Annotated in this window: 13 protein-coding genes and 4 tRNA genes; 11 read left to right on the top strand and 6 right to left on the bottom strand. The window is 56.6% G+C overall.

Annotated features, from left to right (window positions below; all coding sequences use genetic code 11):
* The first annotated feature begins 69 nt into the window (after positions 1–69).
* From pgsA to ACVKSX_RS06095, 4 genes are all read left to right on the top strand, one after another.
* Positions 70–618 carry a CDP-diacylglycerol--glycerol-3-phosphate 3-phosphatidyltransferase gene (gene pgsA, locus ACVKSX_RS06110; protein ID WP_010246604.1) on the top strand — a complete coding sequence of 183 codons (549 nt, stop codon included), beginning with the start codon at positions 70–72 and terminating at the stop codon, positions 616–618.
* 150 nt (positions 619–768) lie between these two features.
* Positions 769–844 (top strand) — tRNA-Gly (locus tag ACVKSX_RS06105).
* Positions 845–884: 40 nt separating this feature from the next.
* A tRNA-Cys gene (locus ACVKSX_RS06100) sits at positions 885–958 on the top strand.
* Between the two features lie 10 nt (positions 959–968).
* Positions 969–1,055 (top strand) — tRNA-Leu (locus ACVKSX_RS06095).
* A gap of 135 nt (positions 1,056–1,190) precedes the next feature.
* Here the strand turns inward: ACVKSX_RS06095 and ACVKSX_RS06090 are convergent.
* Positions 1,191–1,427, bottom strand: coding sequence for a hypothetical protein (locus tag ACVKSX_RS06090; protein WP_010246484.1), 237 nt, complete (start codon positions 1,425–1,427; stop codon positions 1,191–1,193).
* 235 nt (positions 1,428–1,662) lie between these two features.
* Here ACVKSX_RS06090 and ACVKSX_RS06085 point away from each other — a divergent pair.
* Both ACVKSX_RS06085 and ACVKSX_RS06080 read left to right on the top strand, forming a co-directional pair.
* Positions 1,663–1,735, top strand: a tRNA-OTHER gene (locus ACVKSX_RS06085).
* A gap of 179 nt (positions 1,736–1,914) precedes the next feature.
* Positions 1,915–2,766, top strand: a complete 852-nt coding sequence (locus ACVKSX_RS06080; protein ID WP_022625902.1) for a substrate-binding domain-containing protein — start codon at positions 1,915–1,917, stop codon at positions 2,764–2,766.
* Between the two features lie 31 nt (positions 2,767–2,797).
* Here the strand turns inward: ACVKSX_RS06080 and ACVKSX_RS06075 are convergent, their stop codons facing one another.
* Positions 2,798–2,965 (bottom strand): hypothetical protein, encoded by a 168-nt coding sequence (locus tag ACVKSX_RS06075; RefSeq protein ID WP_010246480.1) that lies wholly within the window; start codon positions 2,963–2,965, stop codon positions 2,798–2,800.
* A gap of 193 nt (positions 2,966–3,158) precedes the next feature.
* On the opposite strand from ACVKSX_RS06075, the gene ACVKSX_RS06070 reads away from it, so the two are divergent.
* Positions 3,159–3,359 carry a DUF6404 family protein gene (locus ACVKSX_RS06070; protein WP_354438485.1) on the top strand — a complete coding sequence of 67 codons (201 nt, stop codon included), beginning with the start codon at positions 3,159–3,161 and terminating at the stop codon, positions 3,357–3,359.
* 34 nt (positions 3,360–3,393) lie between these two features.
* Here ACVKSX_RS06070 and ACVKSX_RS06065 read toward each other — a convergent pair whose 3' ends face one another.
* The 4 genes from ACVKSX_RS06065 to ACVKSX_RS06050 form a co-directional block, all read right to left on the bottom strand.
* Entirely contained in the window at positions 3,394–4,899 is a 1,506-nt protein-coding gene (locus ACVKSX_RS06065) for a SulP family inorganic anion transporter (protein WP_022625901.1), read from the bottom strand.
* 139 nt (positions 4,900–5,038) lie between these two features.
* Positions 5,039–5,299, bottom strand: coding sequence for a biofilm/acid-resistance regulator YmgB/AriR (locus ACVKSX_RS06060; RefSeq protein ID WP_010246474.1), 261 nt, complete (start codon positions 5,297–5,299; stop codon positions 5,039–5,041).
* Between the two features lie 390 nt (positions 5,300–5,689).
* Entirely contained in the window at positions 5,690–6,097 is a 408-nt protein-coding gene (locus ACVKSX_RS06055; RefSeq protein ID WP_010669809.1) for a DUF2000 domain-containing protein, read from the bottom strand.
* A 41-nt stretch (positions 6,098–6,138) separates the two neighbouring features.
* Entirely contained in the window at positions 6,139–6,987 is an 849-nt protein-coding gene (locus ACVKSX_RS06050; protein ID WP_167432693.1) for an AraC family transcriptional regulator, read from the bottom strand.
* 145 nt (positions 6,988–7,132) lie between these two features.
* On the opposite strand from ACVKSX_RS06050, the gene ACVKSX_RS06045 reads away from it, so the two are divergent.
* From ACVKSX_RS06045 to ACVKSX_RS06030, 4 genes are read left to right on the top strand one after another with little or no spacing between them, the layout of a single operon-like run.
* Entirely contained in the window at positions 7,133–7,564 is a 432-nt protein-coding gene (locus tag ACVKSX_RS06045) for a MarR family winged helix-turn-helix transcriptional regulator (protein WP_010669811.1), read from the top strand.
* A gap of 2 nt (positions 7,565–7,566) precedes the next feature.
* Positions 7,567–9,252 (top strand): MFS transporter, encoded by a 1,686-nt coding sequence (locus ACVKSX_RS06040; RefSeq protein ID WP_029518976.1) that lies wholly within the window; start codon positions 7,567–7,569, stop codon positions 9,250–9,252.
* On the top strand, positions 9,249–10,343 hold the full coding sequence (locus tag ACVKSX_RS06035; protein WP_052270890.1) for an HlyD family secretion protein: 1,095 nt from the start codon (positions 9,249–9,251) through the stop codon (positions 10,341–10,343). The genes ACVKSX_RS06040 and ACVKSX_RS06035 overlap by 4 nt, the downstream gene beginning before the upstream one ends.
* Positions 10,340–11,725 carry an efflux transporter outer membrane subunit gene (locus ACVKSX_RS06030; protein ID WP_174819586.1) on the top strand — a complete coding sequence of 462 codons (1,386 nt, stop codon included), beginning with the start codon at positions 10,340–10,342 and terminating at the stop codon, positions 11,723–11,725. The genes ACVKSX_RS06035 and ACVKSX_RS06030 overlap by 4 nt, the downstream gene beginning before the upstream one ends.
* Positions 11,726–11,967 lie beyond the last annotated feature (242 nt).

Genomic DNA, 11,967 nt, shown 5'->3' with positions numbered 1-11,967 from the left:
CATTGAAACGGGGGGGGCAATGTAGGAACATAGGCTAAATTCTACCTATATCCAGACAGTTACCGGCATATGCAATTAAACATCCCGACGTGTCTCACCCTGTTTCGAGTCGTGCTCATCCCGTTCTTTGTGCTGGCTTTCTATCTGCCGTTCACCTGGGCGCCGCTGGCGACTGCACTGATTTTTGTTTTTGCTGCCATCACCGACTGGTTTGATGGCTTTCTGGCGCGCCGCTGGAAGCAGACAACACGCTTTGGTGCGTTTCTCGATCCGGTAGCGGATAAAGTGATGGTGGCCATTGCGCTGGTGCTGGTGGCGGAATATTTCCACGCCTGGTGGATTACACTGCCCGCCGCCACCATGATTGCACGCGAGATCATTATCTCTGCGCTGCGTGAATGGATGGCGGAGATTGGTAAACGCAGCAGCGTGTCGGTTTCCTGGATTGGTAAAGTGAAAACCACTGCCCAGATGTTCTCACTGTTTGCCTTGCTGTGGCGTCCTGATGCCACCGTCGTAGCGATTGGTGTGGTGGCGTTATACATTGCTGCCGTGCTGACTTTCTGGTCTATGTTCCAGTATTTAAGCGCCGCGCGCGGTGATCTGCTCGAACCGTGATCGATACGATTTAAAAAGCAGCAAACGGACGCGCTGTGAGGATAATTTTATTGACTCATTGCGTCATCTAAGTAGAATGCATCGCATCGAACGGCAGCCAGGCTGCCAGAAGATAAATAAAATCAGCAGGTTCGACGAAATTGCTGAATTGCGGGAATAGCTCAGTTGGTAGAGCACGACCTTGCCAAGGTCGGGGTCGCGAGTTCGAGTCTCGTTTCCCGCTCCAGATTCGCAGGTCAGGTTAACCTGACGGCACATCAGTTTAAGGCGCGTTGGCAGAGTGGCTATGCAGCGGATTGCAAATCCGTGTACCTCGGTTCGACTCCGGGACGCGCCTCCAGTTACACCCTGCCCGGGTGGTGAAATCGGTAGACACAAGGGATTTAAAATCCCTCGGCTGTAAGGCTGTGCGGGTTCAAGTCCCGCCCCGGGCACCATATTTCTGCCGAAGAAAATCTAATAAAATAAAAGCAATATGCAGTAATGTCGTAACCGCCCAAGGGCGGTTTTTTTGTGCCTGCTATCTGGCGGATACGGCGACTGCAACCTCTGTTTAGCGGTATAAGCCGGCATCAGCCCCGGGAGCTGAACACCAGCTCATCATCAGTGTCACTTACCAGCACCATCCGTTGCGCCTCACCACTGGAAGAGACAAAGGTCACTTCATGGCCGATGCTGATATCATCAAAGGCCTCAGTCGGCTGTGACTGCTTCCGGATCTCCAGTACCATCCGCGAGGGGTAGGGTTTATCATTAACCGTATCAATATGATAATTGGCGGTAAAATTCAGTTCGGGTTGATCAACCACGTAAAATTGTCCTGACGGCATAGTCTTGACCTCTGCAAAATGTTGGCCATAAGTCCCGGTCGGAACAGGCTGCCTGAAACTTAAGGTTAGCTGAATAATCAATGCCTACAGGCGGCGGCGCCTCTTTTTTGATTTCATACGACGGTTGCAAAAATACCTGCCGCTTGCGCTTGTCTGGTCAGAGAGTCGTACTACGCTTCTTGTTCACACAGCGCGGCTTTTCCAGGCACGCCATTCGGGCATGGTATAAAGGTATTACTGCAACTCTTAACGGGTTGACGATGCGGGTTCAACTCCTGCTGCCCGGTCCCTCTCCTGCATCTACGTTAACGCCAGCCTTATCCCTTTTGGGTTTCTGCCGATCCATCCCAATTACATCCGATTTCACTCATTTTTGCGGCCTGTGTCGAACTCTGTAACCTGTTGAAACGTTGTGGTTTACCGTATTGTGGTGGCTATTGTTTGCCGTCGCAGAGAATTAATGCCAATGATTACACCTTCCACACCTGACTTAACTGAACCGGCGGTCCCTCCGGTTATCGGTGTTGTCGCCAGCCAGTTGCTCAATCCGTATCAACAAAAAATGCTGGACGAAGTGATGCGCCAGCTTAACGCGCGCGGTGTTATCTCGGTGCTACTGAGTGCCGAAACCGACGTCACACTGACCGCACTCATCCGGCAGGCTACACCACTCGGGCTGCGTGGTTTGCTGTTACTCCCCGGTAACCGCGTTACTGATGCCTGCAATTTGCCAGTGCTTCAGATTGACGCTGAGCCTGAACTGCAGGCGGATGCACTGCGGGCGGGTGAGGTGACAGCGGAATTATTGCTTAAACAGGGGCATCAGCGGTTTGGCTTTATGCAGGCTCAGCCAGGCGAACTGGCGCAAAAACAGGGCTATCGCGCCGCCCTGCTGGCGGCGGGCACGGCGTTGAACGCCGAACTGACTGTGGGCAGTGATGATCGTGACTGCGCTTATCAGGCGATGATGTCTTACCTGAAAAAGACACGTGCTGCTGAGCGTATCCAGGCACTCTTCTGTGAAAGCGATCTGATGGCCTTTGGAGCAATGCAGGCGATTCGGGATTTTGGTCAGGGTATCCATCTGGCAGTGGCAGGTTTTGGCGATAGTGAAGAAGCCCGCAGCTCAACCTGGCATCTTACCAGCTGGTCACCTGACATCCGGCAGATCGCTGGCCGCGCGCTGGATCGCTGGCTGGGACAGCAGGCAGGCAACAGCAGTGCTGAAGAGCAGGAGCAATTACAGCGGCGTCACTCTCACGCAGGCAAAGTGCTGCCGGGTGAGATGTCAGCCTGCGGCTGCGCCTTCCGGCATTAACCAGCCCGCAACGCAGGCTGGCAGAATAATGTCAGGCCTGCGGTTGTCCTGCCGGGCCGCTGCCGCCGGGTGCGCCCACCGGCTGCTGCCCGCCAGGTGGTGGCGGTGGCGGGGCATCTCTGCCCGGTGGCGGCGGTGCACAGGCCGTAAGCGTGGCGAGGATAGCCAGTGTGGATAACAGATAAGCAGTACGTTTCATCGTAATTCCCCGATCAGGTAAGCGGAACGTTGAGTATAGAGAATTGCAACAAAACCGCCCGGACAGGACTAAATCATCAATACGCATGGCAAATTGTCGACGATTATTTGAGACGCCTCGCAACTCGTGCATGCTGGCAATGCGTTTCAGGCCGGAGCGCGCTAAGGTAGCGCTTCATTTAAGAGGAGTCGTTATGAATGGCATGATGAAGTTCGTCCGCGGGTGGCTGGTGTTCTGTGTACTGTGGGGCGTATTCATGTGGTTTATGTCATGGCATCAGCAGGGCAAAGAGCCTGGTCTGGCGATTCTGACAAGTCTCTACGCCGGTTTAATCTACCAGGCGCTGATTACCATGGTTGGCCGCTACCGCGCGCGGCGGCAACAGGCTGAGTGAGTTCTGCTGCCGGAGAGGCAGCAGAACGGCGTTTTTAGCCGAAATTACCGGTCAGACGCTGATGGAAGTCCGTGCTGCGTGGATCCAGCCCCTCAATGGTCACCTCTGCACCATAACGCTGATAGCGATACTCAATGCCGTCCAGCGCCGCGACGCTGGACGCATCCCAGATTTGCGCGTGCGTTAAATCGATAGTGACCTTTTTAGGGTCATGGGCATAATCGAAATGCTCAAACAGATCGTTGCTGCTGGCGAAAAAAAGCGGGCCGCGCACCACATAGCGCACCGACTCGCCATCTTCGCTCAGCTGACGCTCCGCATGAATAACGTGCGCAATACGGCGGGCAAACAGCAGCATAGCCAGGATTACCCCAGCCAGAACGCCCAGTGCCAGATTACCTGTCCAGACAGTCACCGCTACCGTCAGCACCATAATCAGCGTCTCTGACCACGGCATACGTTTCAGGGTAGCGGGTTGCAGGCTATGCCAGTTAACGGTTTTCACGGCCACCACCATCATGATCCCGGCCAGTACCACCATCGGGATTTGCGCCATAATCCGGCTCAGTCCGGTCACCAGTAACAGCAGCACCAGACCGGCGGCCACGGTGGAGACCCGGCTGCGCGCCCGGCCCAGCTCAACATTGACGATGGTCTGACCTATCATCGCGCACCCGGCGATACCGCCATAAAAACCCGCTAGAATATTCGCCACGCCCAGGCCCCAGGATTCACGACGCTTACTGGAGGGGGTATCGGTCAGGTCATCGACCAGTTTGGCGGTCAGCAGTGACTCCATCAGCCCGACAAAGGCGATGCTCAGGGCCGTGGGCCAGATAATCTGCAGGGTCTGCAGGTTAAGTGGCACCAGCAGGCTGTTAAAACCGGGCAGACCGGGACTCATCGGCCCTTCATCGCCCACGTTCGGCATGCGATAGCCCATTAGCAGCGCGACGGCAGTTACTACCACAATGGCAACCAGCGGTGAAGGAACACTTTTTATCAGACGCGGCAACAACAGCACGATAGCCAGTGTGACGGCAAAGAAGATCCACACCAGTGATGACTGTCCCCAGACGTGCGGCACCTGAGCAAAGAAAATCAGCACCCCGAGCGCATTCACAAATCCCAGCATCACCGAACGGGGAATATAACGCATCATGCGCGCCAGACCGGCCACACCAAACAGAATCTGAATGACGCCGCCCATCACCACCGCAGGCAGAATATATTCAACGCCATGCAGATGGACCATCGGCCCGATAACCAGCGCCACTGAACCCGCAGCCGCTGTTACCATCGCAGGACGTCCGCCCAGTATCGACAGAGTCAGGCAGAGCACCACCGAGGCGACGAGGCTGACTTTAGGGTCTACACCGGCAATAACGGAAAAGGAGATCACTTCAGGGATCAGCGCCAGCGCGGTAATCACCCCGGCCAGGCATTCGCGGGTCAGCAGCGCAGGCGAACGCAGAACGCGCCCTACGCTGATATCGCCCGCCACAACGTCGGTTGCGGCAATATCATTGGTTTGAGTCATAAAGGATTGCAGGCTCTTTAGTTATTTTGCTCCCGCGCGAGGGGCGGGAAGATCAGGATAAACACTGAGGGGCAGATAGTACCGGGCGACTGGCGAAGATACCAGAAAAAGGCGGATGACTCCTTCCGTGGAGTCGATGCTACAGTGAAAAATCGTCCGGGGTTTTATGGACCACCAGTTCAAGCAGCTGTCGGTAGATATCCAGTAATTCCCTGTCGCTTTCCAGCTCCAGCCGATGAATAAGCTTTGAGATAATCGCTTTATTGTTCACTGGCATGCCTGACTGCAAAATTTCTGCAACCAGGATACCCAGCATCTCCATCTCGCTGGCGGGTTTATTGGCGGCAGGATTAAAATAATCAGCAATTTCCTGATTGGTCCGGGGAAGAATATATTGCATGTGTAAGCCCTTCAGAACAGCCCGATTCCGGTTCGGATGTCAGGACAAAAGCGATCAAAAAAACCACCGCATGGACAGATGCGATGGTACCAGTGTCACAAATTGAACAGAAAAAATAACCTCTGAAGGTGGAAATCCACTGACACCTTCAGAGGCGACGCAAGTGCATCATTCGTTACAGAGTCGCATGACAACTCGTGGCAGTAAACTTATACAATGAAGCCCAATCTGTACAATCGGATTCTTTAACAAAATGTGCTATTTGACACTTATCAGCAGCTTATAAGGACTATTCCGAAACGAAAGCTGTACAAGTAACCTGTACAAATGGCGGGGCCGAGGGGCGGGAGGGGAAAAAAAGGAAGCCATGACCAGCTTCCCGCAAAAAGATTAGCTGAATAGCGCCAGTTTTGCCGTCAGCTTTCGCAGGGCTTTTTTATCGCCGACGATGGCGACGCCCAGCAGGCGCCACTGCTGACGCGGTTGCTGTCGCAGGACGGCGCTCAGCGCCTGATAATCGGTAGTGGTCTGGCCCTCTTCCGGAAACAGCACCAGATCGTATTCAGCCTGTTCGCACTGTTCCCGCAATGCACTGAGCTGTTCATCAGTCGCGGCCAGCACCGGAATCCCGGTGGTGATCAAACCGGGAGAAGGGCGCCTGTCAGCATCCTCCAGGGTGTCGCCAACCAGCGCCGGATGTCGCTGTCCCAGGGTTAATGCCATCACGGCGGCAGCATTGGTGGCTTTGCCAGGCGGCAGAGCGGCATTGAGTATCATTACACAGCGTGGGTCTTGCATTGCGCTTCTCCTGACTAAAAAAAAGCATTGTGGCAAGTGGCTTAACCCAGGTCTGGAAGATTTGTGCAGGCGTGCTGATAACGGGAAGGGGTAAGCTGGCAGGCGCGTTTGAACCAGCGGCCCAGGTGACTCTGATCGGCGAAACCCAGCGCGGCTGCCACATCGGCGACGGGCTGGCCCTGCGCCAGCTGACGACGCGCCTGGCTCAGCCGCCACTGCACCAGCCAGGCGTGGGGCGGCAAACCCCAGTGAGCCTGGAACAGACGCGATAACCGGAAGCGATCCACCTGCAGATGCTGCGCCATCTGCTCCAGACCGGGATTATCCGCATGATGGGCAATCAGCCAGTCACGCGACTGCAGTGCCAGCCGGGCATCTTTATCCGGGGGCTGAGCGGGCAGTGACCACTGCCGGTGCGGGATGAGCTGCCCAAACATCCGGTCCAGCGCCGCCTCTTTGATGATGTCGGGATGGTTGTGCCACAAGGCATCAAACGCATGCCAGACGGCATAAGCCAGTGGACGCTCGTCGCGCAGCGTGGCGGCAAAACGTAGCTCACGCAGTGAGGGTTTATCAGCCAGCATCGGAGCCAGGTGCTGCGCAATCTGCTGCGGCGAAAGATAGAGCATCCGGTAGGTAAAACCGCTGTCGTTGATGGCATCACCATCATGCAGCTCCTCCGGCTCCAGCATAAAGACCGTGCCTGGTCGGCTCTGATGCTGTTTGCGCCGTGAATGAAACTGCTGTACACCTTGCTCGGTCACGCCAATCAGATAACTGTCGTGCCAGTGAGGATCATAGGCGTGTCCGGTAAAATGGGCGCGTAGCGCCTCAATACCGCTGACGGCGTCACGGCGCAGATCGACCCAGTTTGCTGATGCCTGTTTCATGTTATCCGGCTCCCGGTTGCGGCCTCTGGACATTCTGCCGCGATCCACTAATTTTTAACAGACCGGACGCTTTTCATTGGCGTTTCGCTTTGCGTATAATAACGTCACCACTCAATTAGAACTCTTACTATTAGGCTGCTAACATTTGTCTCAGCACACGCGTACCTTTACCCACTTATTGCATCTGACCGCACATGCCTGGCGCCTGGCGGTGGATCGTCACCTTAAAGATAGCGGCTTAAGCATGAGCAGCTGGATGGCCATCGGGCTGATTGCCAGTGAGCCGCAACGCATGACCCAGACCGAGCTGGCACAGCTGCTGGGGCTGGAAGATGCCAGCATGGTACCGCTGGTGGATCGGCTGGTGAAACAGTCACTGCTGATGCGGGTACAGCCGCCAGAAGATCGACGTAAGCGTCACCTGGTGCTGACTGATAAGGGTAACGAAGCGTTCGCCAAAGTGAAAACCGAGGCTGACGCACTCCGTACTGAAATGCTGGCCGATATTGACCCTCAGGATCTGGCCGTGACCGAGCGCGTATTGCAACAACTCCTGAGCCGCATGGGAAGTATGTAGCAGTGGCAAAGCGAAATCCCTACGCTGCACGCGAGTGGTTGCCGCACGAAAAACCGATGCTGCCGGGATCGCCCTCGACGCCGCTGCATCCGATGCCAAAACGCCTGGCGTTTGGCCTGATCGGTTTACTTATTTCGCTGACCGGTGCGCTGAGTAACGCGCTGGTCACGGCGAATCTGGTCAACCTGCAGGGTACCTTTGGTGCCTGGTCGAATGAGATTGCCTGGCTGCCCGCGGTCTACGTGATGGGAAATATCTCTATTAACCTGCTGCTGGTGAAATTCCGCCAGCAGTTTGGCCTGCGTGTCTTTACCGAGGCGTTTCTGGTGCTGTATGTACTGGTGGCGTTTTTCCATCTCTTCGCCAACGATCTCAGTTCGGCAATCATTGTGCGCACCGCTCACGGTATGGTGGCGGCGGCGCTCAGCTCTCTGGGCATCTACTATCAGGTACAGGCCTGGCCTGCGAAACATCGCCTGAAAGCGCTGGTGATTGGCCTGACGGTATCGCAACTGGCTATCCCGCTGGCCCGCTTATTCTCTTCGGAATTGCTGCAGCTCAACGAGTGGCGCGGTCTCTATCTGTTTGAACTCGGTCTGGCGCTGATTGCGCTGGGCGGGGTACTGCTGGTGAAACTGCCACCGGGCGATCGCATCAAAACCTTTGAAAAGATGGATTTCGTCACCTTTATCCTGCTGGCACCCGGTATGGCGTTGCTGTGCGGCGTACTGACGCTGGGCCGTATTGAGTGGTGGTTTACCACGCCCTGGCTCGGTATCTGTACCGCGATCGCCCTGACGCTGATTGTCGCTGCGATTGTCATTGAGCATAACCGGCGCAACCCGCTGATCAATACCCGCTGGCTCAGCAGCGGCATGATGGTGCGGCTGGGCATTGTGATGATCATGATCCGTATCGTACTGGCGGAACAGAACACCGGTGCAATCGGCTTTCTGCAGCAGATTGGCTTGCAGAACGATCAGATGCGCGGTCTGGCGCTGGCGATCATGGCCGGGGTTATTGCGGGCATTGCCGCCAGTGCGCTGACTATCAAGCCCAATCATCTCAACTGGCCGATTGTCACCTCGCTGGTGGTGATGATTATCGCCTCGCTGATGGATGCGCAATCCAGTCCGCTGACCCGCGCCAGCAATATGTATTTCAGCCAGTTTCTGCTGGGCTTCAGCAGCGCCTTTTTCATGGCGCCCGCGATGCTGATGGGTATTGGCAGCGTGGTGACTCAGCCGAAAAATCTGGTGAGCTTTGTGGTGCTGTTTGGCATGAGTCAGAACCTCGGCGGGCTGATCGGTTCCGCTATTCTTGGCACGTTTCAGGTCTGGCGGGAAAAATATCACTCCAGCCTGCTGGGCGATCAGCTCTCACTGCTCGATCCCAACGTCACCGAACGGCTCAGCCAGTATAATGCGCTGTTTAATTCGCTGGTGGGTGACGACGTTCTGCGCGGCGCGCAGAGCACCAGCCAGTTACAGGTAATCGCCACGCTGCAGGCCAACGTGCTCGCTTATAACGACACCTACCTGTTAACTGCCGCGCTGGCACTGGTCACCCTGATGTGGGTGATCTGGCGTTTGACCCGTCGTCGATATCTTGACTGGCGTCAGGCGCAATTTAACCTGCGTGAGCAGCAACAGCTGGCCGCATTACAGGAATCAACGGAGAAACAATGAGTCAGCAGGATGAGCTTCAGGCGGCGGAACGCGAACGCGCGAATCGCCGCCGTATTCTTTCTATCGCCGCAGGCAGCGGCATTGTGGTGATTGGTGTACTGGTTATTCTTTATGCCTGGCAACTCTGGCCCTTCACCAGCGCAATACAAAGCACCGAGAATGCCTATGTGCGCGGTCAGGTGACCTTTATCAGCCCGCAGGTTAATGGCTATCTCACCTCAGTCGAGGTGATCGATCTGCAGCCGGTGAAAAAAGGGCAGTTGCTGATGACGATTGACGACCGTATCTATCGCCAGCGGGTGCATCAGGCGCAGGCGCAGCTGGCGATGAAGCAGGCGGCGCTGAACAATAACCTGCAGCAGCGTCGCAGCGCAGAAGCGACCATCCAGAGCAATAAAGCGGCACTGGAGAATGCCAAAGCACAGGCGCTGAAAAGCGGCTTCGATCTGAAGCGTGTCGAAAATCTCACGGCGGATGGATCCCTGTCGGTGCGCGAGCGCGATGCCGCCCGGGCCGCAGACGCCCAGACGCAGGCGCAGGTACGTCAGGCTGCGGCGCAGATCGCCGTCGCCCAGCAGAATCTGCAAACCGTCATCGTTAACCGTGACGCGCTGAAAGGCGATGTCGACAGCGCCCGCGCCGCGCTGGAGCTGGCGGAGATCGATCTGGCGAATACCCGGATTACCGCGCCCGATGATGGCCAGCTCGGCCAGCTGGCGGTGCGCACCGGCGCCTATGTCACGGCAGGTACGCGCCTGACCTCGGTGGTGCCTAATCACAAATGGATTATCGCGAATCTGAAAGAGACCCAGCTGGCAAATATTCGTCCTGGCCTGCCGGTGACGATTCGGGTCGATGCGCTGGATGGCAAACGCTTTACGGGTCAGGTTGAATTTATCTCTCCGGCCGCAGGCTCAGAGTTCAGCGCGATTTCGCCCGACAACGCCACCGGTAACTTCGTTAAAATTGCGCAGCGCATTCCGGTTCGCATCCGCATCAATGACCAGGATATGCATCAGTTACGCCCGGGTATGTCGGTCGAAGTCAACATCGACACTGCCGCACAACCCGCTGGTGAGGGCGCGCCATGATACGGCGCGGCTTAATGGTAAGCGCACTGGCACTCCTTCTGACCGGCTGTGCCACGCAGGTTGAAAAGGCACCGGCCTCTCTGCCGATCCCTGACGCCTGGCGCAATAGTGTCGGGCCATCTGCTGCGCCGGAGGCGGAGTGGTGGCGCGCTTTTCATGATGAAAATCTCAACCGGCTGGTGACGCAGGCGCTGCGCAATAACCCCGATATCCTCACGGCGCGATCCCGGGTTGATCAGTATCGCGCCCAACTGCGCGCCACGCAGGGCGATAACTTTCCGACCCTGAGCGCCGGTGTGGCCGCGACCCGGGAGCGTACGCTCTCGTCAGTGACCGGCCAGCCCTATGAAACCGATATTTTTCAGGGCTTATTACAGGCGAACTACGAGGTCGATCTCTGGGGAGCACGCAGCAGCAGCATCACAGCATCGCAGGCGAGTCTAGCGGCGCAGCAGGCCGCTGCGTCTGCCGCCGAGCTGACCATCGCCAGTTCGGTGGCGTCAGGTTATCTCAACCTGTGCGCGCTGGATGAGCAGTTACGGGTCACGGAGGCAACGCTGGCGACCCGCAACAATTCGCTGAAGCTGGCACAGCGTCAGTTTGAAACCGGCTACACCTCCAGGCTGGAGTGGATGCAGGCCGCCTCGGAATATCAGTCGGCCAAAGCGCAGATGCCTCAGTTGCAGCACCAGATCACCCAGCAGGAGAATGCGCTGAGCCTTCTGGTGGGTATGAACCCGCGCAGCATCGCCCGTCGTCAGCAGTTTGACCAGATTTCACCGCAGCGGATGCCGTCACTGCTGCCATCCGAGCTGCTCAATCGCCGTCCGGATATTGTGCAGGCTCAGCGCCAGTTACTGGCCGCAGATGCCAGCCTGGCATCGTCGCGCGCTAAGCTGCTGCCTGGGCTTAACCTCACCGCGACCGGCACCCTGCAGAGTTCGGTGCTGCACCAGTTAGCGGATGATCCGTTCCGGCTGTGGAGCGTGGGCGGCAGCATCCTGGCACCGCTGCTGAACCGTGAAGCGCTGACGGCGCAGGTGGATGTCTCAATGGCGACGCGAAATCAGGCACTTTATGGCTATGAAAAAGTGGTGCGCAACGCCTTCTCGGAAGTTAACGATGCAATAGACGCCATCAGGCAGCGTGAGGCACAACTTCAGGAGCTGCAAAAGCAGGAAGCCTATGTGACGGAGGCGCTGCGCATTGCCCGCAATCGCTATCAGAACGGCTACGCCTCCTATCTGGATGAACTGGATGCGCAGCGCACCCTGTTTTCAACGCAGCTGAATCGGGTGACTGTCAAAAATAACCTGCTGCTGGCGCAGATCGATCTCTACCGCGCGCTGGGCGGTGGCTGGACACCCGCCTCCACACAGTAATCCCCAGACCGATCCAGCCGCAGCCAGAGTTTCTGCGGCCGGGATCGGCCTCTGCGCTGTCGCGGCGACTGCGTATATTCCCCGCTTTAATCCCCCAAATAACCCCCTAAAACCCATGCATACTTCTGCTTACCTGTCTTTACATTCGGTGGTATCATGCGCGGGTTTTAAGCCAGCCAGATGGAAAAGCGCACTGAAAGCTTAGCCTGCGCGAGACGGATTATCCGTTTAACTTACTGATA

Source organism: Pantoea sp. PvP021, assembly GCF_054056055.1.
The sequence above is the reverse complement of the archived record's forward strand: the minus strand, read 5'-3'. Positions and strand labels throughout refer to the sequence as shown.

Coding starts and splice junctions, on each gene's coding strand:
- pgsA (WP_010246604.1), top strand. CDS start 70: ATGCAATTAAACATCCCGACGTGTCTCACCCTGTTTCGAGTCGTGCTC.
- ACVKSX_RS06080 (WP_022625902.1), top strand. CDS start 1,915: ATGATTACACCTTCCACACCTGACTTAACTGAACCGGCGGTCCCTCCG.
- ACVKSX_RS06075 (WP_010246480.1), bottom strand. CDS start 2,965: ATGAAACGTACTGCTTATCTGTTATCCACACTGGCTATCCTCGCCACG.
- ACVKSX_RS06070 (WP_354438485.1), top strand. CDS start 3,159: ATGAATGGCATGATGAAGTTCGTCCGCGGGTGGCTGGTGTTCTGTGTA.
- ACVKSX_RS06065 (WP_022625901.1), bottom strand. CDS start 4,899: ATGACTCAAACCAATGATATTGCCGCAACCGACGTTGTGGCGGGCGAT.
- ACVKSX_RS06060 (WP_010246474.1), bottom strand. CDS start 5,299: ATGCAATATATTCTTCCCCGGACCAATCAGGAAATTGCTGATTATTTT.
- ACVKSX_RS06055 (WP_010669809.1), bottom strand. CDS start 6,097: ATGCAAGACCCACGCTGTGTAATGATACTCAATGCCGCTCTGCCGCCT.
- ACVKSX_RS06050 (WP_167432693.1), bottom strand. CDS start 6,987: ATGAAACAGGCATCAGCAAACTGGGTCGATCTGCGCCGTGACGCCGTC.
- ACVKSX_RS06035 (WP_052270890.1), top strand. CDS start 9,249: ATGAGTCAGCAGGATGAGCTTCAGGCGGCGGAACGCGAACGCGCGAAT.
- ACVKSX_RS06030 (WP_174819586.1), top strand. CDS start 10,340: ATGATACGGCGCGGCTTAATGGTAAGCGCACTGGCACTCCTTCTGACC.